General features: G+C 60.8%; 25 protein-coding genes and 1 pseudogene. 15 read left to right on the top strand and 11 right to left on the bottom strand.

All coding sequences use genetic code 11. The annotated features are described in order from the left end of the window. Window positions 1-77 precede the first annotated feature (77 nt). Entirely contained in the window at window positions 78-983 is a 906-nt protein-coding gene (locus tag GFM02_RS04750; protein ID WP_168320960.1) for an NAD(P)/FAD-dependent oxidoreductase, read from the top strand. Between the two features lie 72 nt (window positions 984-1,055). Here the strand turns inward: GFM02_RS04750 and GFM02_RS04745 are convergent, their stop codons facing one another. Then, entirely contained in the window at window positions 1,056-1,328 is a 273-nt protein-coding gene (locus GFM02_RS04745) for a hypothetical protein (RefSeq protein WP_168320959.1), read from the bottom strand. On the opposite strand from GFM02_RS04745, the gene GFM02_RS04740 reads away from it, so the two are divergent. Beyond that, complete coding sequence (locus GFM02_RS04740; protein WP_168321112.1) at window positions 1,237-1,680, top strand: DUF805 domain-containing protein; 444 nt, start codon at window positions 1,237-1,239, stop codon at window positions 1,678-1,680. The genes GFM02_RS04745 and GFM02_RS04740 overlap by 92 nt on opposite strands. Window positions 1,681-2,030: 350 nt before the next feature. Here the strand turns inward: GFM02_RS04740 and GFM02_RS04735 are convergent, their stop codons facing one another. Continuing rightward, on the bottom strand, window positions 2,031-2,909 hold the full coding sequence (locus tag GFM02_RS04735) for an FkbM family methyltransferase (RefSeq protein WP_168320958.1): 879 nt from the start codon (window positions 2,907-2,909) through the stop codon (window positions 2,031-2,033). Beyond that, complete coding sequence (locus GFM02_RS04730) at window positions 2,909-4,627, bottom strand: adenylate/guanylate cyclase domain-containing protein (protein WP_168266876.1); 1,719 nt, start codon at window positions 4,625-4,627, stop codon at window positions 2,909-2,911. Before GFM02_RS04730 ends, GFM02_RS04735 begins: the two co-directional genes overlap by 1 nt. Before the next feature lie 179 nt (window positions 4,628-4,806). Between GFM02_RS04730 and GFM02_RS04725 the strand changes: the two genes are divergently transcribed. Both GFM02_RS04725 and GFM02_RS04720 read left to right on the top strand, forming a co-directional pair. Further along, window positions 4,807-5,904, top strand: a complete 1,098-nt coding sequence (locus GFM02_RS04725) for a glycosyltransferase family 4 protein (protein ID WP_168266878.1) — start codon at window positions 4,807-4,809, stop codon at window positions 5,902-5,904. Continuing rightward, on the top strand, window positions 5,901-6,686 hold the full coding sequence (locus tag GFM02_RS04720; RefSeq protein ID WP_168266881.1) for a polysaccharide deacetylase family protein: 786 nt from the start codon (window positions 5,901-5,903) through the stop codon (window positions 6,684-6,686). The genes GFM02_RS04725 and GFM02_RS04720 overlap by 4 nt, the downstream gene beginning before the upstream one ends. Here the strand turns inward: GFM02_RS04720 and GFM02_RS04715 are convergent. From GFM02_RS04715 to GFM02_RS04705, 3 genes are all read right to left on the bottom strand, one after another. Continuing rightward, a complete protein-coding gene (locus GFM02_RS04715; RefSeq protein WP_168266883.1) occupies window positions 6,643-7,518 on the bottom strand; it encodes an alpha/beta fold hydrolase in 876 nt (291 codons plus the stop codon). The genes GFM02_RS04720 and GFM02_RS04715 overlap by 44 nt on opposite strands. A 23-nt stretch (window positions 7,519-7,541) precedes the next feature. Beyond that, complete coding sequence (locus GFM02_RS04710; RefSeq protein ID WP_168266885.1) at window positions 7,542-7,916, bottom strand: GFA family protein; 375 nt, start codon at window positions 7,914-7,916, stop codon at window positions 7,542-7,544. A gap of 152 nt (window positions 7,917-8,068) precedes the next feature. Next, a complete protein-coding gene (locus GFM02_RS04705; RefSeq protein ID WP_131662406.1) occupies window positions 8,069-8,899 on the bottom strand; it encodes an MBL fold metallo-hydrolase in 831 nt (276 codons plus the stop codon). A gap of 506 nt (window positions 8,900-9,405) precedes the next feature. On the opposite strand from GFM02_RS04705, the gene GFM02_RS04700 reads away from it, so the two are divergent. Both GFM02_RS04700 and GFM02_RS04695 read left to right on the top strand, forming a co-directional pair. Next, a complete protein-coding gene (locus tag GFM02_RS04700) occupies window positions 9,406-10,074 on the top strand; it encodes a GntR family transcriptional regulator (RefSeq protein ID WP_020052945.1) in 669 nt (222 codons plus the stop codon). 74 nt (window positions 10,075-10,148) lie between these two features. Beyond that, window positions 10,149-10,823 carry a GntR family transcriptional regulator gene (locus tag GFM02_RS04695; protein WP_168266886.1) on the top strand — a complete coding sequence of 225 codons (675 nt, stop codon included), beginning with the start codon at window positions 10,149-10,151 and terminating at the stop codon, window positions 10,821-10,823. A gap of 8 nt (window positions 10,824-10,831) precedes the next feature. Here GFM02_RS04695 and GFM02_RS04690 read toward each other — a convergent pair whose 3' ends face one another. Next, window positions 10,832-12,727 (bottom strand): bifunctional sugar phosphate isomerase/epimerase/4-hydroxyphenylpyruvate dioxygenase family protein, encoded by a 1,896-nt coding sequence (locus GFM02_RS04690; protein WP_168320957.1) that lies wholly within the window; start codon window positions 12,725-12,727, stop codon window positions 10,832-10,834. 248 nt (window positions 12,728-12,975) lie between these two features. Between GFM02_RS04690 and GFM02_RS04685 the strand changes: the two genes are divergently transcribed. The 7 genes and pseudogenes from GFM02_RS04685 (at window position 12,976) to GFM02_RS04655 (ending at window position 18,643) form a co-directional block, all read left to right on the top strand. Further along, entirely contained in the window at window positions 12,976-13,806 is an 831-nt protein-coding gene (locus GFM02_RS04685; protein WP_003548449.1) for a transporter substrate-binding domain-containing protein, read from the top strand. A gap of 276 nt (window positions 13,807-14,082) precedes the next feature. Continuing rightward, entirely contained in the window at window positions 14,083-14,526 is a 444-nt protein-coding gene (locus GFM02_RS04680; protein WP_020052948.1) for a type II 3-dehydroquinate dehydratase, read from the top strand. A 31-nt stretch (window positions 14,527-14,557) separates the two neighbouring features. Next, window positions 14,558-15,226, top strand: coding sequence for an amino acid ABC transporter permease (locus GFM02_RS04675; protein WP_017991876.1), 669 nt, complete (start codon window positions 14,558-14,560; stop codon window positions 15,224-15,226). Window positions 15,227-15,236: 10 nt separating this feature from the next. After that, complete coding sequence (locus GFM02_RS04670; protein ID WP_168320956.1) at window positions 15,237-15,878, top strand: amino acid ABC transporter permease; 642 nt, start codon at window positions 15,237-15,239, stop codon at window positions 15,876-15,878. 55 nt (window positions 15,879-15,933) lie between these two features. Further along, entirely contained in the window at window positions 15,934-16,698 is a 765-nt protein-coding gene (locus tag GFM02_RS04665) for an amino acid ABC transporter ATP-binding protein (protein WP_017957841.1), read from the top strand. 44 nt (window positions 16,699-16,742) lie between these two features. Further along, window positions 16,743-17,808, top strand: a pseudogene (locus tag GFM02_RS04660) (Gfo/Idh/MocA family protein). Window positions 17,809-17,812: 4 nt separating this feature from the next. Continuing rightward, complete coding sequence (locus GFM02_RS04655; RefSeq protein WP_168320954.1) at window positions 17,813-18,643, top strand: shikimate dehydrogenase family protein; 831 nt, start codon at window positions 17,813-17,815, stop codon at window positions 18,641-18,643. 57 nt (window positions 18,644-18,700) lie between these two features. On the opposite strand, the gene GFM02_RS04650 is transcribed toward GFM02_RS04655, so the two are convergent. Continuing rightward, window positions 18,701-19,468 (bottom strand): SDR family oxidoreductase, encoded by a 768-nt coding sequence (locus GFM02_RS04650; RefSeq protein WP_168320953.1) that lies wholly within the window; start codon window positions 19,466-19,468, stop codon window positions 18,701-18,703. An 87-nt stretch (window positions 19,469-19,555) separates the two neighbouring features. Between GFM02_RS04650 and GFM02_RS04645 the strand changes: the two genes are divergently transcribed. Continuing rightward, the gene (locus tag GFM02_RS04645) at window positions 19,556-19,921 is read left to right on the top strand and encodes a type II toxin-antitoxin system RelE/ParE family toxin (protein WP_168320952.1); all 366 of its coding nucleotides are present in this window, start codon (window positions 19,556-19,558) and stop codon (window positions 19,919-19,921) included. Continuing rightward, window positions 19,905-20,228, top strand: a complete 324-nt coding sequence (locus GFM02_RS04640; protein ID WP_020052955.1) for a helix-turn-helix domain-containing protein — start codon at window positions 19,905-19,907, stop codon at window positions 20,226-20,228. The genes GFM02_RS04645 and GFM02_RS04640 overlap by 17 nt, the downstream gene beginning before the upstream one ends. On the opposite strand, the gene GFM02_RS04635 is transcribed toward GFM02_RS04640, so the two are convergent. From GFM02_RS04635 to pcaH, 3 genes are all read right to left on the bottom strand, one after another. Then, window positions 20,225-21,271: a 3-carboxy-cis,cis-muconate cycloisomerase gene (locus tag GFM02_RS04635; RefSeq protein WP_168320951.1), complete on the bottom strand. Its 1,047-nt coding sequence runs from the start codon at window positions 21,269-21,271 to the stop codon at window positions 20,225-20,227. The two genes, GFM02_RS04640 and GFM02_RS04635, sit on opposite strands and share 4 nt — an antisense overlap. Window positions 21,272-21,447: 176 nt before the next feature. Continuing rightward, window positions 21,448-22,059, bottom strand: coding sequence for a protocatechuate 3,4-dioxygenase subunit alpha (gene pcaG / locus GFM02_RS04630; RefSeq protein WP_168320950.1), 612 nt, complete (start codon window positions 22,057-22,059; stop codon window positions 21,448-21,450). Between the two features lie 2 nt (window positions 22,060-22,061). Then, window positions 22,062-22,811 (bottom strand): protocatechuate 3,4-dioxygenase subunit beta, encoded by a 750-nt coding sequence (gene pcaH, locus GFM02_RS04625; RefSeq protein ID WP_020052959.1) that lies wholly within the window; start codon window positions 22,809-22,811, stop codon window positions 22,062-22,064. Between the last annotated feature and the right edge of the window lie 8 nt (window positions 22,812-22,819).

The following is a 22,819-nucleotide window of genomic DNA, read 5'->3' as shown; positions in this document are numbered from 1 at the left end:
CAAGTAACATGATGCTTGACGGCATCAATCACGTAACTTATGTTGAGTCATGAGTTCGATATCAAGGGAGAGTTCCATTGTCGTTCGAAGCCATCGTCATCGGCGGAAACTTCGCTGGCCTTTCAGCCGCCATGCAGCTGGCCAGAGCGCGGCGGCGGGTTCTGCTCGTCGATGCCGGCGCGCCGCGAAATCGGTTTTCTGAAGCGTCGCATGGATTCTTGGGCCAGGACGGCCAGACGCCGGCGGCGATCATGCGGGAGGGAAAACGGCAGCTTTCGCTTTATCCGACCATCGCCATCCGCGAGGGGAAAGTTGTCCGGGCGCACAGCGATGGTGACGCGTTCATCGTGGGCACCGAAGACGGCAGCGAAGAACGAGCTGCGCGTATCGTGCTCGCAACCGGCGTCAGCGATACGCTGCCCGAAATCCCCGGCCTGCGGGAGCGATGGGGCCGCTCCGCGCTGCACTGCCCCTATTGCCACGGTTTTGAGGTCGGCGGCGGCAAGCTCGGCGTTCTCGCAAACCATCCGCATTCGGCCCATTCGGCCATGATGATCCCGGACTGGGGCGCGACGACCTTTTTCACCCAAGCGCTATTCGAGCCCGATGAAGAGCAATTGGTGAAGTTGACGGCTCGTGACGTCCGGATCGAACGCAGCCCTATCGTGGAATTGTTGGGCGACAATCCGAAGCTTGAGGCCGTTCGCCTCGCCGATGGCCGCGTCGTGCCGCTCGATGCCGTCTTCGTCGCGCCGAAAACGGCGATGGCGAGCCCGGTTGCCGAGCAGCTTGGCTGCGCCTTCGACGACGGCCCGTTCGGGCCAATCATTCGGATCGCCGATAACAAGGAAACCACCGTCAAGGGTGTCTTCGCCGCCGGCGATGCGGCAAGCGCCATGCACAATGCCACGCTCGCCTCCGCCTCAGGCGTGCTCGCCGGCGTGCACTGCCATCAATCGCTTGTCATGCAGTCTGTCGCATAACGCAGAAATAGCACGTTAAACGTGTGGAATTCTCCCGCAACAGGTTTAGGGACCTTGACGTCCACCTCGCGTTCATCGAGGTGAAAATCTCAACGCGTTAATCATTGCTTTTAAAATAATGAGCCGATGCAACCGACTTATTGCAATTTCTACGTTTGAATTGTAGCTGTTTTCATCTGAAAGACAATCAAGCAAGACGATGGTGAGACCGTCGATCACTGCGCTTGCAGCAAGCAGAAATGGGGGCATTTCAATGGGGTTTACTGAAGCTGTTCGGACTGTTCTGAAGCAGAAATACGCAACCTTTTCCGGCAGGGCCTCCCGGTCGGAATATTGGTGGTTCATGCTATTTTATTTCCTAGCGCTGTTTGGACTTATAATTCCGGCCTTTGTGCTTGCCTTCGCTTTCAGTGGTGGTGGAGCTGTGTCACCGGCTCACTATACCGTGGTCATCTGGATGTTGTTCACTCTCGCAATTCTTTTGCCGCTGATATCTCTTCAGGTTCGCCGCTTCCATGATCGCAACATTTCCGGTTGGTGGTATCTCGCGCAGTTTATCCTGAGCTTTATTCCTTATGTCGTTCTCGTCACAGCCCCAGTTACTATCGTTATTTCCATGCTTCCGGGCACAGAAGGCCCGAACAAGTTCGGGACGGATCCGCTGCGTCCGGAACGAAGCGCAGAGGTCTTTGCCTAGAGCATGGCCGTTCGCAACACCGGCCTGCTGGTGGCTGTGTTGCTGCAGATGAATGTCCAGCCACTCTTTACAGACATCGATGCCGACATAAACTGTCGCTATCGCGGTGCGTTCGGACGATACCTTGCCTTGCATACGGGACCTGCTCCCCACTATCTGTTCAGGACAAACGCGAAGGACGGGCGGACCAGGCTCATCCCCGGTTCAAGCCAAGGGGGTTACGGTCCCGCCCGTCCGACCCCTGGGGGATGGCCATCCCCCAGGGGTCGCACCCATCATCAATGGATGCAGTTTGAACATGCAAGGGGGCCGCACGGCAGGCGCCAACGATCAGTTTTCCGGAAGTAAGCCTACGGTAAAAATAGCACGTTATACTGATCCACATCGCTCGGTAGATCGCGAACCCTCATCTCTACCTCGCGATCCTCGAAGAGGACAAGGCAGTCCTCGTAGAACCCCGACAGCATGGATATGAAGGCTTTCGTTCCCTCACGCCCGTAAAAGAGCGGCGTGAACTCCATGTAGAGCGGCACGCGGCGGGCAAGCAGCGGTTGCATCGACCGGCAGGCGACCGGCTCGTAGCCCTCGATATCCATCCAGACGAGGCCGATTGAGGCCGGATCGACCGAAAGTCCGGCAAGGATTTCGGAAATCGGCTTCACCGGCACGCTGATCTTTTTGTCTGTCGGGCTTTGGCGGATGGCGCTGCTCTTGCCGTGATTGTTGAGGTTGAGAAAAAAGTCGATCTCGCCTTCGTGCTCGCCGGCAGCGCAGTTGACGAGCCGGACCTTCTCCTCCAGCCGGTTCTGGCGGATGTTGAGGGCAAGCAGCGGGAAATTGCGCGGATCGGGCTCGATGCTGACGATCTTGATGTAGGTGTCGCTGAGGGCGAAATAGACGGTCTGGGTGCCGATATTGCCGCCGATCTCCAGCAGCGTTGCGTCCTTTCGCAAGAGGCCGCGCTCGCGCAGGATGACGATCAACCGATCGACGGCCTCGCGCTCGAAATGGCCCTTCCGGAAGACCTTGCGGCCGATATAGTCGGCGGGCGAGAAGGTCATGAGATGGTCGCCCGCATCGACCGTCATCGAGACCACGCGCGGGCCGATATTCTCGATCAGCAGGCGGCGCCCGAAGCGGGTGTCGAAGAAGCGCGAAGCGGCCGCATTGCGCGCCTTGCGCAGCCGGCGGCTCCAGTATTTGGCGGTCAGCCAGGGCTTGCCGGACATCAGGTTTTTCCTTCGAGCGGCTCTGCCGCTTTCTCTCTCGGAATGACGTAGACTTTCAAGGGCAAGGCCCGGCCGCGGACACTGATTTCACGGCTTTCGATGCCGGCGAGATCGGCACCGGAGAGGTTCGCCACCGGCTCGGAGATGACGATCGCCGCTTCGAACTCCTTGGCAGCACTTTCCAATCGGCTCGCGACATTCACGGTATCGCCGATCGCCGTCATGCTGCGCACCCGGCCGTATCCCATGGTACCGACGACGGCCGGACCGGTGTGAATGCCGATCGCGATGCGCAGCGGCAGCGCCAGTTCGTCGGCCAGCTCGGCGGCGAGTTTCTCGATCTCGGCGATGATCGCTGCTGCCGCGTTGAGCGCCTGGCGGCAGGCTTCCTCCGGCGCGGTGTTGAGCCCGAAGAGCGCCATGGCGCCGTCGCCGATGAACTTGTCGAGGCGCCCGCCCGACTGCTCCACCGCCTTGCCGATGATGGCGAAATAGCGGTTCAGCAGGAAGACGACATCGAAGGGCAGGCGGGTTTCCGTCAGTGTGGTGAAATGGCGGATATCGACGAAGAGCACGGCGATCTCGCGCTCGCGCCCGGGGCTCGTCTCCTGGCTGTTGGCGGGAAGGGCAGCCTCGATCGCCGGCACGAGAAGCGGCACGACGGCAACGTCGCGGTTCGGACGAAGCTGGCAGGCGAGCCGGACATCGGGGCCGGCATTGATGCGCTTCAGCGTCGTCTGTTCCATCTTGTCGGGGATCGGCAGGCTTTCGTAATCGCCGAGAATCTGCACGCGGCAGGTGGAGCACTGGCCCTTGCCGCCGCAGACGGCATAATGCGGCAGGCCGCCGAGCCGGCTCGCTTCCAGCACCGAGAAGCCGCGCGGCACACGGATCACCTCGCCGCCCGGATAATTAACGGCGACCTGGTCGAGCCGCTCCTTCAGCTTGCGCCGGGCGCGGGCGGCGACGACGATGAGCAGCGAAGCCGAGAAGGTGCCGTAGAGCCCGGCGCGGATCATGGCGACCTGACGGTGAACGTCCGGGTTCGAGGCATAACGGGTGTTGACGCCCTCCTTGTAAGTGCTGACCGTCATTGACTGCTGGTAGGAAGGGTCGGCGAGCGTCCGGCCCATTTCGACGAAGCCGAGCAGCGCGAGCACCGGCACGAGGATGGCGAGCGCCAGCATTAGCGGTGCGAAGTCTGGATACCAGGAGCGGTAGCGCAGCCAGAAATGGATGCCGATGCAGCCGTGGATCCAGATGGCGACGAGGGCGAGCGCCTGCCGCGCGCCGTTCGCCGGAGACCTGATCCACAGCGAAGCGACGACCGTCTCGTAATCATCGATGTAGCCATAGAACTCGTGGGCGATGCGCGTGCCGATGACATGATCGAGCAGAAGCAGCGGGATCATCAGGCCGAGCACGATCTGCGCCATTTCCCCCTTCGGCATGACGAGGCTGCGGCGCATGTAGATGGCGCGCAGCACCAGCGCGATATGGATGAGCACCGACGAATAGAAGATGGCGGTCCCCAGAGGATTGCGCCAGATCGCCAGAAAGAGATGGGCGGCCTTATCGGCGGCGGCGACGGAAATCAGGCCAATCGCATGGTTCGACAAATGCAGCAGGACGAAGACAAAAATGACGAGGCCGGAACCGAGCCTCGCCCTTCTGATCGTACGTTCCGAAAAAATCCCTGTGGCCGAGACCGTCGTCATTCATTCCCGTTCTTGTCGATGTAACCGCAGGCCCATAGAGATTGGGAAAGAGGCGGAATTGCTTCGATCGCGATCACATTCCATATGCTTATGCGCAAGTTTTCGGCAAAGGGACAATAGCGGAATTTTCCCGACAGGCGCGAAAGTTGTAAACAGTGTGTCTTACCTGAGGTGTCCCAATGCGGGTGGCTTTCTACGCGCCGATGAAATCGCCGAACCATCCGGTGCCGTCGGGCGACCGGCTGATGGCGCGGCTGTTGATCCGGGCGCTGGAGCTTGGCGGGCATCAGGTCGACGTCGCCTCCGAGTTCCGCACCTATGCCTCGACACCGGAGGCCGCAGCCGCGCTCGAACCCGCCATCGGCGCCGAACTGGAGCGGCTGCGGCTAAGATGGAAATCTGGGCCGCGGCCGGAACTCTGGTTCTGCTACCACCCCTATTACAAATCGCCCGATCCGTTCGGGCCTGTTATCTCTGCCGAATTCGCCATTCCCTATGTCACGGCCGAAGTCTCCTATGCGGCAAAACGCGACCGGACCGGCTGGGCCGCTGCCCAGAAGCTCGTGGGCGGGGCGATCATGCGGGCGGTGGTCAATATCAGCTTCACCGAGCGCGACCAGGCCGGGCTTGCCGCCGCCTTTCCGCAGGCGCGGCTTGCCGGGCTGAAACCCTTCATCGACACGGCGCTCTTCGAAAAGGCGTCGCCGGTGCCCAATCCGTGCCAGTTGATGACGGTCGCGATGATGCGGGCCGGCGACAAGATGGAAAGTTATGCGATGCTGGCAAGAGCACTGCGGCTGATCGAAGACCGCGCGTGGACGCTTGCCGTCATCGGCGATGGGCCGATGCGCCAGGAGGTGCAGGCGCTGTTTGCCGGTCTTTCCGGTCGCATCGAATGGCTGGGCGAGCGCAATGCCGTCGAGATCGCCGAATTGCTCGGGCGCGGCGGCATCTATGTCTGGCCTGGCTGCGGCGAGGCTTACGGCCTTGCCTATCTGGAGGCCCAGGCCGCCGGCCTGCCTGTCGTCGCGCAGGAAACGGCAGGCGTGCCAGCGGTGGTCGAGGCCGATGTGACCGGCTTGCTGACGCCGGATGGCGATGTCGCCGCCTATGCCGGGGCCGTAGCTGCGCTGCTTGACGACAGGCAAAGGCGCGACGCCATGGGGCAGGCGGCGCGGCGCTTCGTGCTTGGGCAACGCTCGCTTGCGACGGCGGCGCAGATATTGAACGGAATTTTGCGCGACAGCAACAATGCAGCGACAGGAGTGACGCGATGACCGACGGGATAGCCTGGGACCCCCTGCACCGGGAGCTTGACCGCTGGCAGGCCGCCGGCCGCGTGGCGCGCTTGTGGCTGCGAGACGACGATGCGTTCGAGCCGACGCCTGATCTGGAGACGCTGCTGGCGCTGACTGGCGAAAGCGGGGTGCCGCTGGCGCTTGCCGTCATTCCCGGCCTGACCGGCGAGGCCCTGGCCCTGCGGCTGGCGGAGGAGGCGGGCGTCGCGGTCGCGGTGCATGGTTGGTCTCATACGAATTACGCGGGGCCGCAAGGGAAGAAGCAGGAACTCGGCAGCGAGCGGGCGGCGGAGGCCGTGCTCGGCGAGTTGGGCGAAGGGTTCCGGTTGCTGGAGCGGCTGTATCCGGCCCGCTTCCTGCCGGTGCTGGTGCCGCCGTGGAACCGGATCGATGCGGCCCTGATCCCGGCGCTTCCCGGCCTCGGATTTGCAGCCCTTTCAGTCTATGGGCGGGCAAAGCAGGATGGGCCGATGCCGCTTCTTAACACCCATGTCGACATCATCGACTGGCACGGCACGCGCGGCGGACGAAGCGCGGGGGAATTGGTGGCCGAGCTGGTGGCGGAGCTTGACGACCGGTTTGCCGGTAGCGACGAGCCCATCGGCCTGCTCACGCACCATCTGGTGCATGACGCGGCCGCATGGGATTTTCTGTCGGCCTTGTTTGCGACGACAGCCCGGCATCCCGCCGTCCGCTGGTCGCCGGCGTCGGCACTTCTCAAGGCTCAGGCGCGTGAACCCGTTCAAGGAACTCGCGCATGAGCGCGACAACGTCATCGAGATGCGTCTCGAGCAGCCAGTGGCCGCCGCCGAGCAGATGGAGCTCGGCATCCGGCAGATCGCGCAGATAGGCCCGCGCCGATTTTTCTGGCATGTAGTGGTCGTTGGGACCCCAGACGATCAAGGTGGGCGGCCGGTATTCGCGCAAGTATTTGCGGTGTTCCGGAAACCAGGCCCGGTTCTCCTTCAGTCCGGCGATCAGGTCTATGGCGATTTCCTTGCGCCGCGGCGTGATCAGCGACCAATGCAGCTTCCAGAGATCGGGCGGGATGGAATCGGCCAGGGGAGGCGGCAGATCGTTGAGGAATTCCTCCTTGAAATTCTCCTCGCTGATCGCCTCCGCCAGCACCTTCCTCATCTCCGATCTCGGAAGCGTCCATGTCGCCTCGATATCCGCATATTTCGGCCCAAGGGCATCTTCATAGGGGATATCGCCGTTCTGGATGATCAGCCCCGCGATGCGCCGAGGGGCCCTGATCGCCAACCGGGCACCGATCGGCGAGCCGAAGTCGTGGAGGTAGAGGACGAACCGGTCGACATGCATCACCCCGACGAAGGCCTCCAGCCAGGCGGCGTATCCATCGAAGCTGTAGTCGAAATCGTCAGGCGTGCCGCTGTAGCCCGTCCCCGGGAAATCCGGCGCAATCAGCCGCCAACGGTCGGCAAGCCGCGGCATGAGGTTGCGAAACTCATAGGATGAGCAGGGATATCCATGCGGCAGCAACAAGACCGGCGCATCTTCCCGGCCGGCCTCGCGGTAAAAGGTTTCGACGCCGGCAACCGTCATCCAGCGATGTCGGACAAGAGTCGCCACAGGAAGCTCCTCAAAACCGTTCTTTATTTTCGGTCTTCGTCATACTGTTCGGCGCCTTCCACTGGCCGCAGCCACGGCTCGCGGCGTTTGATCCAGAGTTCGTAGCTCGGCACAAGCGGCGTCGGCGCCTCGGAGAGGATGCCAAGCTTGATTTCCGCCTCCTGATCATCGGCGGAAAACAGGCGCGAACCGCAACCGGTGCAGAAATGCCGACCTTGGAACGCGGCGGTTTCGCCTGAATGTTCGAATTGGCCGGCGGGCCAGATCCCATAGAAGGTAAAGGCCGAACCGCTTTCCTGCCTGCAGTCCGTGCAATGACAGATTCCAACGCGTAAGGGTTCGCCCAGGACAGAAATGCGCACCTGCCCGCAGAGACACTTTCCGGAAAGCACGGTCATGACGGATGCCTGTTTCGTTGATTTTGCGCTGCGGGGGAACGGTCCGGCCCGGCATCTGTTCCGTTGAGACGTCGCAGGCATGCGAGTTCGACGGATGGCTCTCTGTTGAAGAGCTTCGGACTGGGCATGATGAAGGCGCCTTCGGCAGCCTGCTAGATCACCAGGGTCTGATTGTCGCGGGCGGCAAAAGATTCGGCGAAGGCGGCCTGCGCCTGCGCTTCCATCTGCGCCAGCTGTTCGTCCGTGCGGGAGGGGGCGTGGTGGAAGAGCGCGAAGCGCTTGGTGCCTGCCATTTTCGCAAGCTCGGTGCCATGCTGCCAGGTCGAATGGCCGAAGCCCTTGAAACGCTGCATCTCGTCTTCGTTGTAGGTGCAGTCGTAGACGACGAGATCGGCGTCCCGCATCATCTCCAGCGAGACCGGATCATAGCTGCCGGGAATATGCTCGATGTCATAGACGAGAGCGACCGAACGGCCCTGCCATTCGATGCGGTAGCCGATGGCGCCGCCCGGATGGTTCAGCATGAAAGTCTTGATCTCGATGCCCGCGTGGGGGGTCAGCACCTGACCGGCATGGAAATCGCGGAAGTTCATCGTCGCCTGACAGATGTCGGTCTTGACGGGAAACCAGGGCGGGCTGATGAACTGCTCGACCATTTCCCGCGTGCTCATCTTGCCATCGAGATGGCCGGACCAGATGTTGACGTTGATCGAAGGATAATAGATCGCCTTGAAGAAGGGCAGTCCGATGATGTGGTCGTAGTGGCAGTGGCTGAAGAACAGGTCGACGTCGCTGACGCCGTCGGCGAGCATCGACAGCCCGGCCTCGCGCAGGCCCGAACCCGCGTCGAAGATCATCCGATGTTTTCCGCAGCGAATTTCGATGCAGGAAGTGTTACCGCCGTAGCGATCGAACTCGGGGCCTGACACGGGAATACTGCCGCGGACGCCCCAAAATTTTACCTGAAACAGTTCTGTCGTCATCGTTCTTCAAACCGGCTTTCCCGCATCGCCATCGTAGTCATAGTTTTTCCCGATGCGAAGCTGCAGAATTCCACGGGTTTGCCTGTATCCCCTCTCATTCTCCTAACCGCTAGCGGAAGAAGAAGTAGATTTTCCTAAGCAATCGGCTTTTGCCTCGGAAAGCAACCCAGTTTGGTTGGTTTTCGGTAAACGGGCTGCTGAGGGCGGGACATTTTCCCGTAAGTCATGCCTATTAGATGGTTGCGCGCGATTGAAAAAACAATTGCCGCCATATTGAGCCGAAAATCGGTGTTAACAGCAGCACGAAGCCGGGCCAAAGGGCTTGGGCCAACCGGTATGGGCACGTGTGTTGTGGTCAGGCTTTGCTCGACCCAGTCGTTTCCGCGTTCTCCGGCCAAACCGGCATCATATGAGAAAATTCTAATTCCTAGACTGCGAATGTTTCCTTGATTGAGAATGCCAGAAAGCGATATATCCGACGATACAGGAAATATAAGAGACTCGCTATGCTGCAGCCGGTTATCAACGAGACCATTGCCGAGAGCAGCTACCGGCGCATTCGGGCCGACATCATTTTTGGCCGGCTGGCTCCCGGACAAAAATTGAAGCTGGAAAGCCTGAAGGAATCCTACGAGACCAGTATCAGCACACTTCGGGAAGTGCTGAACCGGCTGTCCTCCGAGGGGCTCGTCCTCGCCGAGGGGCAGAAAGGTTTCGAAGTGTCCCCGGTGTCGGTTTCAGACCTCAAGGAGACGGCGGCGCTGAGGCTTCTGCTGGAAACACATGCGCTGGAGCAGTCGTTTGTGCATGGCGATGTGGAGTGGGAAGCTCCACTGGTATCGGCGCATTATAAATTGGCACGGATGGAACAGGTGATGGCATCCGGCGACACCAGCAGGGCCGAGGACTGGAAGCGCTACGACTGGGAGTTCCACCAAGCGCTGATAGCCGCCTGCGGGTCGAAACTGCTGATGGAGACGCATTCGGTGATCTTCGACAGATATCTCAGATATCAGATGGTTGCCTTGTCCTATCGAGGCGATGTCGCGGCCAATGAACATCAGCAGCTTTTGGATGCGGCCTTGCGACGTGACGCAGAGACGGCCAAGCGGGTGCTTGTCCTGCATATTCAAGGCGGGGTCGAACATGCGCTGGCGAGAGGGACGCTGAAATAGAAAGGGTCTGGACGTTTCTCTTCGAGTTCCAGGTCCACCAACACAGATTCGTTTCGGCGAAACCAGGAAAAGCCATGCTCAAGCAAGTCCACGACCCGGCTGAAACAGTAAGTGATGTCGTCTTCCGGCAGATCCGCGAGGATATCATATCCGGAACATTGCCGCCGGGGGCCAAGATCAAGCTGGAGCAGGCAAAGGAACGTTACTCCATCGGCATTTCATCGCTGCGCGAAATCCTGAGCCGCCTGACCACGGAAAACCTCGTCGTCGCCGAGGGGCAGCGCGGCTTTGAAGTTAGCCCGGCTTCGCGCCGCGAACTCCTCGAGCTCGCCGACCTCAGGATCGTTCTGGAGACACATGCGATCGGCCTTGCATTCGCCGCGGGAAATCTTGAATGGGAGGGGCGCATCGTCGCCGCCCATCACCGGCTGGCTGCTGCCGAACGCAAGCTCCTTGCGGGCGACGTCTCGCGGACCGTCGACTGGGTCCGATACGACTGGGAGTTCCACCAGGCAATCGTCTCGGCCTGCAATTCGGCGACGCTGATGGCGACATTGTCGTCTGTCTTCGACCGCTTTCTTCGCTACCATATGCTGGCCGAGAGTTTTCGCGGCAAGCCCGTCGTCGATGACCACAGGCTTTTGTTTGAACTTTCCATTCGGCGCGACGTCGCTGGCGCGACCGCCGTCGTCAGGCGGCACGTTCAAAGCGGCGTCGAACATGTGCTCAAGAGCGGCCGGATCGCCTAAACCATAGCTCAAAAGGCGTCTTTCGGAATTCCTTCCGGTCGCATCTGTTTCTTCAGAGCGGCGATCCGGAAAATTGCGTTCGGCGCGCCGTAGCCGCGGTAGCCGCGGCGCTCGACGATCTCGAAAAAGAAACCCTCTCCATAGGTTCCGCTATAGAGCTGGAAATATTCGCCGTGCTCGTCGCGGTCATAGAGGATGTTCTCCGCCTTCAGCCGCTCGGTCAATGCTGGATCGAGGCCGAAGCGTGCTTCGACGTCGTCATAGTAGTTCGGCGAAATGTGCAGTGATCTGAAACCGCAAACACGAAGGCTTTCGGCGGTTGCAAAGATGTCGTCGGTCAAAAACGCCAGATGCTGGATGCCGGCCCCGAATTTCTCGGCCATGAAATGTCCCGCCAGAGTGCGGCGATTCTCGGCGCCGTTCATGGTGATGCGCAGTGCCCCGGTGTCGTTCTCGACGACCTGACTGCGCACCACCCCGGCCGGGTCGATGATATCGACCATCGGCGTCTTCCGCGTCTTGAAAATGGACGTGTAGAACAGAAGCCAGGTAAGCATTTCATCGTAGCCGACCGTCTGGGCGACGTGATCGATGCGCAAAAGGCCTGCAGACGGCGCCGCGCTGTCATCGGTGACCGGCTGAAAGTCGATTTCGGAGAAGCGACCCAATGCACTCTTGTCGTCGATGAGATAGACAATCCCGCCGCCCACGCCCCGAATGGCGGGCAGCTCGAGCTCACCGTCCGCGACAGGCTGGGTGAATGGCTCGGCATCCAAGGCGAGCGCGCGCTCATAGGCCTTTGCCGCATCGTCGACGATCAGGGCCATGGCATAGGCAAAAGTACCGTGAACGGCGTAGGCGGCGTTCGCGAATCCTGCCTGATCGACATTGACGAGGATGCGGATCTCGCCCTGCTCGAAGAGGGAGACCTTTTTCGTGCGGTGGACCGCCGTCTTTTTGAATCCAAGGGTGCGCAGCAATGCAATCAGCTCGACTTCGTCTTCCTCGTCGGTGGCAAACTCGACGAAGCCGACACCCTTGACGGAAGGCCTTTCCGGCATCGCCGCCCCGGTCATGCTGCCGATGCCGAGATTGCGTCGTACCTGATCGCCTAGATAGATCAGGGAGCGGTGGCCATCGGCCGCAATCGCACGCGACAAACCGCCTCGGAACTGGTCGTTGAAGATCTCGAGGGAGAAATACCCATCATAACCTGTCGCCGCGACGGCTTCGGTGAACGCCGTGACGGGAAGGTCGCCTTCACCCGGCATATTTCGGAAGTGGCGGCTCCAGTAGAGCAGGTCCATGTCGATATCAGGGGCATCGGCAAGCTGGACGATGAAGATTTTCTCTTTGGGAATCGAGCGGATGGAATTGACGTCGATCTTGCGCGACAAAGTGTGGAAGCTGTCGAGGATAAGACCGACATTCGGATGATCGGCGCGACGGACGATCTCCCAGGCGTCGCGGTGGTCGCTGATATGGCGGCCCCAGGCAAGCGCCTCGTAGCCCACCTTCAGTCCCCGCCGGGCAGCACGCTCGCCAAGTTCATGAAAGTCCGCCGCCGCACGGTCGATGCCGCCGATAGCGGCCGGCGAGATATTGGAGCAGACGAGCACCAGATCCGTTCCAAGCTGCTGCATGACGTCGAACTTCCGCTCCGCGCGGTCAAACGTGCGGCTTCGTAGCGGCTCCGGCATGCCCTCGAAATCACGGAACGGCTGAAACAAGGTGATCTCCAGGCCATGGTCGCGGACGAGTTTTCCGACATCGGCCGGGCTTCCGTCGAAGGCAAGGAAATCATTTTCGAAGATCTCGACGCCGTCGAAGCCCGCTTCGGCGATGGCCTCGAGCTTCTCGGGAAGTTCGCCGCTGATCGTTACAGTCGCAATCGAGGTCCTCATCTCAAAGCCCTTCCGATATCCGTGCGAGATTAAACGAACGCCGAGCACCACGATGCGTCCCGGAAAATCGTTCGCTACTATTATGGCAAATGTCGTGAGGAATTCAAATAGCGTGTCTTATTATAAATTCTCATATGATTTTGAAAAACTCTGTTGATTTGAGCACTCGTCTCTGGCAATTATTCCTCTCACAGTCAAAAGGTGAGGTGGCTGTCCGGTCGAGTGACCGCCAAAGGAGGAGGAATCACATGTTCAAATCTATGCTGACGCGCCGAAACGCGATGCTCGGAGCCGCAGCCCTGGTGGCTGCCGTCACCCTGGCGCAACCGGCCGCCGCCATCACGCCCGATGAAATCAAGGCCCGCGGCAAGATCATCGTCGGAATTCAGGGTGACAACCCGCCTTGGGGCTTTGTGACCAGCAGCGGCAAACAGGACGGCCTCGACGCCGACATCGCAACGCTGTTTGCCAAGGAACTGGGTGTTTCGGTCGAGTTCGTGCCGCTTGAAGTCAACAACCGCATTCCCGCACTGACGGCCGGCCGTGTCGACGTTCTGTTCGCAACGATGGCGATGCTGCCGGATCGTGCAAAGGCCGTGCAGTTCAGCAAGCCCTATGTTGCCAATGCCATTGTTCTGATTGGTCCAAAATCGGCTGAAATCAAGACGAATGCCGACATGGCCAAATTCACGGTCGGCGTCGCCAAGGGGGCTGCCCAGGACACGCAGGTCACCAAGAACGCACCGGCGGGCACGACCATCCGGCGCTATGATGGAGATGCCCCGAGCGTCCAGGCGCTGGTGTCCGGCCAGGTCGAGACGCTGGGCGGTAACATCTTCTACATGGACCGGGTGGAGAAGGCCCGTCCGGGCGAATTCGAAAACAAGCTTGAGTTCCAGAAGCTCTACAACGGCGCTTGCACGCGTCTCGGCGAAAAGGAAATCAATGCGGCGCTCAACACCTTCATCGACAAGATCAAGGCAAACGGCGAACTCAAGGCAGTCTACGACAAGTGGATGAAGGTTCCGGTCCCGGAATTCCCGGAAACGCTGGAAGGCATTCCGTTCGCGGCGAACTGAGCGAACAGCAAAGGATGGCTGCCTCTCACCCTAACCCTCTCCCCGTAGAAACGAGGAGAGGGGACGTGCCCTGCGAGGGGTGCGCGAGAGATGGAGAGGGCGTAGCTTGTCCCTTCTCCCCGCCTGCGGGGAGAAGGTGGCGGCAGCCAGATGAGCGGCGATCACCCTTGGGGAGGGTATTTTGACGTCCAGACGAACCTTGCCAATGAAGGCGGGCAGCCATGCCCGTCAACGCAACCGCCATGCCTGTGGCCCGGCCCGTTTGAGGTGCGCGACATGACCAGAACCATTTTTGTGCTCAACGGACCGAACCTCAACCTGCTGGGTCAGCGCGAGCCGGCGATCTATGGAACCACGACGCTGGCCGACATCAGGAAACGGTGCGTGACCAAGGCAAAGTCCTTGGGATTCGATGTCGAGTTTCGCCAGACCAATTTCGAGGGCGAACTGGTCGAGAGCGTGCACCAGGCCCGGACCGACGCCTGTGGCATCATCATCAATCCTGCCGGCTACACGTTCACATCGATCGCTCTTCTCGATGCGTTGAAAATGTTCGACCCGCCGAAGATCGAACTGCACATCTCCAATGTCCATGCACGCGAAAGCATCTACCACAATTCGCTGATCTCACGCGTTGCCACGGCCATCATGATCGGTTTTGGAGCCGACGGCTACGAACTGGCTGTCCAGGCGATGGCTGGAATGGTCAAGCGGGACTGAATTTTCAGGAAGACGGACCAGAAGGATCGCCATGAATTATAAGTTGGATTTCACCCCGGTCATAGATGGTCTGCCGAGCCTTCTGCTCGGCTGCCTCGGGACATTCTTGCTTGCCATTTGTGGGATGCTGCTGGCGATCATCATCGGAATTGGCGGCGTTGCGCTCCGCGACTCTGCCCTGAAGCCGGCGCGATGGCTGGTTATCGCCTTCGTCGAATTGATCCGCAACACGCCGTTTCTGGTGCAGATCTTCTTCATCTACTTCGCGCTTCCGCTGACGGGCATCAGGCTCGATCCGACGCCGACGGCGATTATCGCGCTCGGCATCAACGGCGGCGCCTACGCGATCGAGATCATTCGCGGCGGCGTCCAGTCGATCCCGAAGGGACAGATGGAAGCGGGTCTGGCGCTTGGTCTGCACAAGGCTCAGGTTTTCCGGCTGATCATCCTCAAGCCGGCATTGCGGGCGATCTATCCGTCTTTGACCAGCCAGTTCGTCCTGTTGACGCTGACCACCAGCATTGCATCGGCGATTTCGGCCTATGAGCTGACTTCCGTTTCGCAGCGCATCGAGTCGGAGAGCTTCCGGAGCTTCGAGGTCTACTTCACCGTCACGGTTTTCTATTTCGTGATCTCCTGGCTGATGATGCGCATCTTCGCGCTGTTTTCGGCGCGCTACTTCAAATATCCGGTCAAGTAGGAGGAATTCCATGGGTCACGAAGAATTCGTCTTCCTCCTGATCGGCCTGAAATGGACCTTGGTCCTGTCCGCCGTCGGCTTTGTCTGCGGCGGCATCGCAGGGCTCGGCGTCGCCCTTGCTCGCGCCTCGGGCTTGCCGCTGCTGGAACGCGTCACGGCCGGCTACATCGCCGTCTTCCAGGGAACCCCGCTGCTGATGCAGCTTTTCGTCGTTTATTACGGCCTCGCTTTGGTGGGGCTGATGCTCGATGCCTGGGTGGCCGTCGCCATCGGACTGACGCTGCATGCGAGCGCTTATCTCGGCGAGATCTGGCGCGGATCGATCGAAGCGGTCCCGCGCGGCCAGACGGAAGCGGCAAAGGCTCTCAGCCTCAGATACATCTCGCGCATGAAGGATGTCATCCTGCCGCAGGCGCTGCGCATTTCGCTGCCGGCCACGATCGGTTTCCTCGTGCAGCTGATCAAAGGCACCTCGCTTGCATCGATCGTCGGCTTCACCGAGCTGACGCGGGCCGGCAACATCATCTCCAACCAGATCTTCCAACCGCTGACGGTCTTCGGCATCGTCGGCGTTCTCTATTTCCTGATGTGCTGCCCACTGACGATTCTTGGCGCGCGCCTCGAACGAAAGTTTGCCGCCTCTGCGCGCTGATCCGCATCCCATCGTCTTCGATGCGGTCCAGCCCGCCAATATGGAGTTCTACCCGATGACCAGTCCCAGCCCTGCTCAAGGCGCGGAAACGATGATCACCATGGAGCGGGTGGAGAAGTGGTATGGCGCTTTTCAAGCCCTGCACGACATCAACATATCGGTTCGCAGCGGCGAGAGGATCGTCTTGTGCGGGCCTTCCGGCAGCGGCAAGTCGACGCTCATTCGCTGCATCAACCATCTCGAGACCTACGAGAAAGGTGAAATCCGCGTCGGCGGGATTCTTCTAGGCAATCAGGCCAAGACCATCGATGCGATCCGCCGTGAGGTCGGCATGGTCTTCCAGCAGTTCAATCTGTTTCCGCATCTGACCGTGTTGCAGAACTGCATGTTGGCGCCGATGAAGGCAGTTGGCGTCAGTAGGGCGGAGGCCGAGGAACGGGCACGCGGGCTGCTCGAGCGAGTCAAGATCCTGGAGCAGGCCGACAAATATCCGGTGCAGCTTTCGGGCGGCCAGCAGCAGCGTGTCGCCATCGCCCGCGCGCTTTGCATGCGGCCGAAAGTGATGCTGTTCGATGAGCCGACGTCGGCGCTTGACCCGGAGATGGTCAAGGAGGTGCTGGATACGATGATCGCGCTGGCCGACGAGGGCATGACGATGATCTGCGTCACGCATGAGATGGGTTTTGCCCGCCAGGTCGCAGATCGCGTGATCTTTATGGCCAGCGGTGCGATCGTCGAGGAAGCCCCGCCGGCCGAGTTCTTCACAAACCCACAGCATGAGCGAACCAGGAAATTCCTCGGAGAAATCCTGCGGAAATAAGGCGTCTCAAGGTCGATGCGTCTGGCAAATTATGGGAGCCGGCAATGAAGCCGCTGGAGATTGCAGTCATGGGAGCCGGCCTCATCGGCAGGCGCCACGTCGAGCGTGTCATGTCCGAGCCCGGAACCGTTCTCTCGGCGGTGATCGATCCTTCCGCCGCCGGTCGCAACTTTGCCGAGACTGTCGGCGCCCGATGGTACCGGAGCTTCTCGGACATTCGCGTCGAGGACCGGCCTCACGGCGTGATCGTGGCAACGCCGAACCAGCTTCACGTCGAGAACGGAATGGAGATCGTCGCTGCCGGCATCCCTGTCCTGATCGAGAAACCGATCGCCGACGATGTCGATGCTGCCGCAGCACTGGTTGCCGCCGGCGAGAAGGCAGGCATACCGCTGCTGGTCGGCCATCACAGGCGCCACAATCCGATGATTCAGGCGGTCAAGCAGATCGTCGACGGCGGAAGGCTTGGCCGGATCGTCACGGTGCACGGCACGTTCTGGGTCGCCAAGCCCGACGACTATTTCGATATCCCCTGGCGGCGCGAAGCGGGCGCCGGCCCGGTCTTCGTCAACCTGATCCACGATGTCGATCTCTTCCGATATCTCTTCGGAGAAGTCGACGCCGTCCATGCGATGGAATCGCACGCCGTGCGGAACCATGCCGTCGAGGATACGGCCGTCGTCACGCTGCGTTTCGCAAGCGGGTTGCTTGCCACCCTCAACGGCAGTGATGCCGTGGCCGCGCCCTGGAGTTGGGAGATGACCACCGGGGAGAACCCCGCTTTTCCCCGTTACGATCAATTCTGCTACCAGATCGGCGGCACGGAAGGCTCGCTCGGAATTCCTGATCTGACGCTTTGGACGAGCCCCTCGAAGCCCGATTGGCTGGAGCAGCTTGCCCAGGAGCGCGTGCCTTGCGCAGCAGCCGATCCCCTTTGCGTTCAGCTCAAACACTTTTGCGACGTCATTCGTGGCGATGCCACGCCTCTGGTGAGTGGCCGGGAGGGCCTCGCCACTCTCAGGGTCGTCGAAGCGATCAAGAGATCGGCGCGCTGGGGACAGATGATCCACCTCTCTAACGCCAGCCTCTTCCGATCCCCAGAAAGTCTGACCACATGATCACCGGGACGACCAAACTCATCGCGCACCTCGGCTATCCGACGGAGTCCTTCAAGGCGCCGCTGATCTACAATCCGTACTTCGAGGAGAACGGAATTGATGCCGTCGTCGTGCCGATGGGCTGCAGGCCGGAGGATTATCCGGCGTTTCTGAAGCTTCTGTTCCGGCTATCCAATATCCACGGTGCTCTGATCACGATGCCGCACAAGATTTCGACGATGGCGCTGCTCGACGAAACGTCGACCAACGCGAAAGTCGCCGGCTCGTGCAATGCCGTGCGCCTTGGTTCGGACGGCAGGCTGATCGGTGACATGTTCGATGGCGAGGGCTTCGTTCGCGGCGTGTTGCGCAAGGGCAAAAAGGTTGAAGGAGCCCATGCGCTCATTGCGGGCGCCGGCGGCGTCGGCTCGGCGATCGCGGCGTCGTTGGCACAGGCCGGCGTGGACCATCTCGCCATCTTTGACGCCAATGAGATGACCGCGACTGCGCTGCTGGACAGGCTGAAGAAATATTATCCACATCTTGAAGTGACGGTTGGCTCCGCCGATCCTGATGGTTTCGACATTGTCGTCAATGCGACACCTCTCGGCATGCGACGGGGTGACCCGCTGCCGATCGATATCGACCGCATCTCGCCATCGACCTTTGTTGGCGAAGTCGTGATGACGAGGGAGATAACCCCTTTTCTCGAGGCCGTGCGGGCTCGAGGCTGTGCATTTCAGGTGGGGACGGACATGTTGTTCGAACAGATCCCCGCCTATCTCGAATTCTTCGAATTCCCGACGACGACGGCCGACAATCTGCGGGCAATCGCCAAACTCGGATGATGCGACTTCAGAGCATGATGCCGAAAAGCGTGAGCGGTTTTCGGACGATATCCTGTTCTAGAGCGAGGCGGTGATGCCGCCGTCGACCGTCAGCATGTGGCCGTTGACGAAGGATGATGCGTCCGAGGCCAGGAAGACGGCGGCGCCGACGAGTTCCTTGACCTCGCCCCAGCGGCCGGCCGGCGTGCGGGTTTCCAGCCAGCCAGAAAACTTGGGATCGTCGACAAGCGCCTGGTTGAGCGGCGTGCGGAAATAGCCGGGAGCGATCGCATTGACCTGCAGGCCGTATTTCGCCCAGTCGGTCGCCATGCCGCGCGTGAGGTTCTTCACCGCGCCCTTGGTCGCGGTATAGGGCGCGATGCCGGGACGGGCGAGTTCGGCCTGGACGGAGGCGATGTTGATGATCTTGCCGCGGCCGCGCGATATCATCGCCTGGGCGACCGGCTGGCTGACATAGAACAGGCTGGAGACATTGGTCTTGAAGATCTCGTCCCATTTGTCGACCGGGAAGTTCTCCAGCGGTGTGCGGAACTGCATGCCGGCATTGTTGACGAGGATATCGATCGGGCCGATTTCCGCCTCGATATAGGCGATGGCGGTGCGGCTGGCCTCCGCATCGGTGACGTCGAAGGCGGCACTGACGGCATGGCGATGGTTGCGACGGATATCCTCGGCGGCCGCCTCCGCCTTCTGCGCGTTGCGGCCGTTGATGATGATCGAAGCGCCATGCTCGGCAAGCCCGACCGCCAATGCGTGGCCGATGCCCTGGCTGGAGCCGGTGACGAGGGCGCGGCGGCCGGAGAGATCGAAGAGGGGGAAGGTCACGAGGCTGCTCCGTTGAGGGGAAGAAAAGCTTGCGAGCCGAGGTCACGCCCGTCTTGATAAGTATAGCACCTGGTGCTACATAAACCTATGGTCGGGCGCATATACAGGACGGGTTGGTTTACCAAGGCGGCGCGCAAGGCGCATATATCGGATTCGGAATTGCGTGAAGCTATCAGGCAGGTAGCGGAAGGCAAGGCCGACGATCTGGGCGGCGGTGTCTTCAAGAAGCGTCTGAAAGACAACCGTCATCGTTCGATCGTCTTGGTGAATGTTGGACGGTTTTGGGTGTTCGCCTATCTTTTCGCCAAGAAGGATCGCGCGAATATCGACGACGCGGAGCTAGTGGCTTTCAAGGCGCTTGCTGCTTTGTACCGCAAGAAAACAGCATCCGATATCGAAACCGAACTTCGAGCCGGCGCGCTCGTGGAGGTAGATGATGAAGACGAAGCGTAAATTCAAAAGCGATGCTTTCGAAGCGATCCACAGTTCAGTCGAGGCCATGTACAACGCCGGCACAATCGACAAGGAAACGATGCGCTCCTTCGACGAAAGTTGCCTCGTTTCGCCGGGCGTTCTCGATCCTGAAGAGATCAAGGCACTGCGGGAAAGCAATCACGTCAGCCAGCCCGTTTTCGCACGATATCTCAATACCAGCGAATCCACGGTGCAGAAGTGGGAAAGCGGTGCCAAGCGGCCGAGCGGAATCGCGCTGAAGCTGCTCTCGATCGTGCAGAAGCACGGGCTTCAGGTTCTGAGCTAAAGCGATCCAAGCCGCCTGATATTCCCCGTCAGCTCCTTCGCCAGCCGCAGGCTGGCGGCGGTTGCCATCGTCATTTGCGGCAGCAGCAGCCATTCGAGCGTCCAGGCAGCGCCCGAGCGTTCCTGTTCGTGCACGAGGGACTGGTGGATGCCCGATAGGAGAGTGGCGTTGAAGCGGGCGAGGGAGACGAGGACTTCGGCGGAGACGGGATTCTGCTTGTGCGCCATGGCCGACGAGGTGCCGCCCCCTGATATTTCGATCTCGCCGCCGACCTGGGCGAGCAGGGCGATATCCTGGCCCATCTTGCCAAGACTGCCCGATATCGACGCGAACAGGCCGGCAATATCGGCGATCGGCAGACGCCCGCTCTGCCATTGCGGCGCATCGGTGAGACCGAGTTCCTGGGCGAGCGAGGCCCGAATGGCTGCAGCCTGCGATCCGAGCTTGTCCAGCGTGCCGGCCGCACCCCCGAACTGGATGGGAAAACTCTGCTCGGTCAGGCGGTCGCGGTAGGTCGTCAGCGGCTCCCGCCATGCGCGGAGGCGGTCGGAGACGGTAATCGGGATCGCCACCTGCATGCGGGTATGACCCATCAGCTGGTTCCGGCCGAACTGCCGGTCGAGCGCAGCGAGCCCTGCGGCAATAGTGGAAAGCCGGCCGGCAAACAGGAAGACGACGGCCTTCAGGCGGATCATCAGGCTGGTATCGATGACATCCTGGCTGGTCGCGCCGAGATGCAGGCTTTTTGCCGCTTCCTCGCCGACATGAGTGCGCAGCTGCTTGATGAGATCGGGAACGACGACACCGTCCCTTGCCGTAGCCGATCGAAGACTGGAGACATCGGGCGAGAAGGCAGTGCAGGTGTCCGTGATGCGCCTTGCGGCTTCGGCAGGGATCAGGCCATGAGCGGCTTCAGCCTTGGCGAGTGCGGCCTCGAAGGAGAGCATGGCCCGGATATCCGCCTCGGCAGAGAAATACGGCGCGATTTCGTCGTCGCCGAGCAGGCCGGAAAGGAAGGGGTGGTCGAAGGGCGATGCGGTCATGATCGTCTCGGTTTGTGGTGGTGGCCCCTCATCCGGCTGCCGCTACCTTCTCCGCTGGGGAGAAGGGACTCGAGGCGGCGTCCGCGCCTTATGGCCAGGTGATCTCGTACGGCACATCCCCTGGGGAACGCTACCTGCAGACAACCGCCCCAGCAAGCCAATCGCGACGCCGGCCTTTAAATATCGAGAAACACCGTTTCCTTCGGACCCTGCAGATGGATGTCGAAATGACAGGTTGCGCCGTCGCGGGTGGCGACCATCGTTGCGACGCGCTCGCGATGTTCGATGCGGGAAAGCAGCGGGTCGGCGGCGTTGGGCTCCGCTTCTTCCGGAAAATACATGCGCGTGTGCAGGCCGATATTGATGCCGCGGGCGACGATCCAGAAGGTGATATGCGGGGCTTGTCTGCGGCCGTCCTTGAAGGGGACGTGGCCGGGCTTGACCGTTTCGAAGCTGTAGACGCCGTCCTCGGCGCGGGTCGGGCATCGGCCCCAGCCGATGAAATTGGGATCGGCGGCGCCGCGCATCTCTGACGGGCTGTTGTAGAGGCCGGCGCTGTCGGCCTGCCAAATTTCGATGACCGCATCGCGCACCAATGCGCCGGCGCCATCGAAGATGCGGCCGGTGACGGTGATGCGTTCGCCGAGCGTCTTGTCGTTGACCATCGCGATGCCGAGATCGGTGTCATAGACGCCCGAGATGTCGCAGAAATTCGGCGTCAGGCCGATATGAACATAGGGGCCCGCCGTCTGCGACGGGGTTTCCTTGAGGTAGCCGAGCTGCTGCATGGTCAGTTGCCCTCCAATTTGTTTTCGAACATCGTCGAGCGGCGGCCGCGCAGAACGATGTCGAATTTATAGGCGCGTGAATCCATCGGAATGGTATTGCCCCAGTCGAGCGGCGCAATCAGCTGCTCGATCGCCGCTCTGTCGGGGATGGTGCCGACGATCGGACATTTCCAGATCATCGGATCGCCTTCGAAATACATCTGGGTGATCAGGCGCTGGGCAAAACCATGGCCGAAGATCGAGAAATGGATATGGGCGGGACGCCAATCGTTGATGCCGTTCGGCCAGGGATAGGCGCCGGGGCGGACGGTGCGGAAATGGTAGCGGCCATCCTCGTCGGTGATGGCGCGGCCGCAGCCGCCGAAATTCGGGTCGATCGCCGCCAGATAGGTTTCCTTCTTGTGGCGATAGCGGCCGCCGGCATTGGCCTGCCAGAATTCGACCAAGGCGCCGGCAACCGGCCTGGCGCGCTCGTCGAGCACGCGGCCATGGACGATGATGCGCTCGCCAATCGCACTTTCGCCGGGCTGCGCGTAGTTCAGGATCAGGTCGTTGTCGAGTTCGCCGATCATCGAATGGCCGAAGACCGGACCGGTGGTCTCGGAAATCGTGCCGTCGAGCGAGAGCAGCGCGCGCTGCGGCGCGCGCAGCACCGAGGTCTTGTAGCCGGGGGTCAGCGCCGGCGCGTGCCAGGCGCGGTCGCGGGCGAAGAAGCCGCCGGTCTCGGGCTTGCGGTTCGGTCGTTCGGACATGTTCCTCC

Origin of the sequence: Rhizobium leguminosarum bv. viciae (assembly GCF_012276115.1) — a bacterium.
Taxonomy (GTDB): Bacteria; Pseudomonadota; Alphaproteobacteria; order Rhizobiales; family Rhizobiaceae; genus Rhizobium; species Rhizobium leguminosarum_T.
Note: the sequence above shows the minus strand (reverse complement) of the source record. Positions and strands in the feature narration are given on the sequence as shown.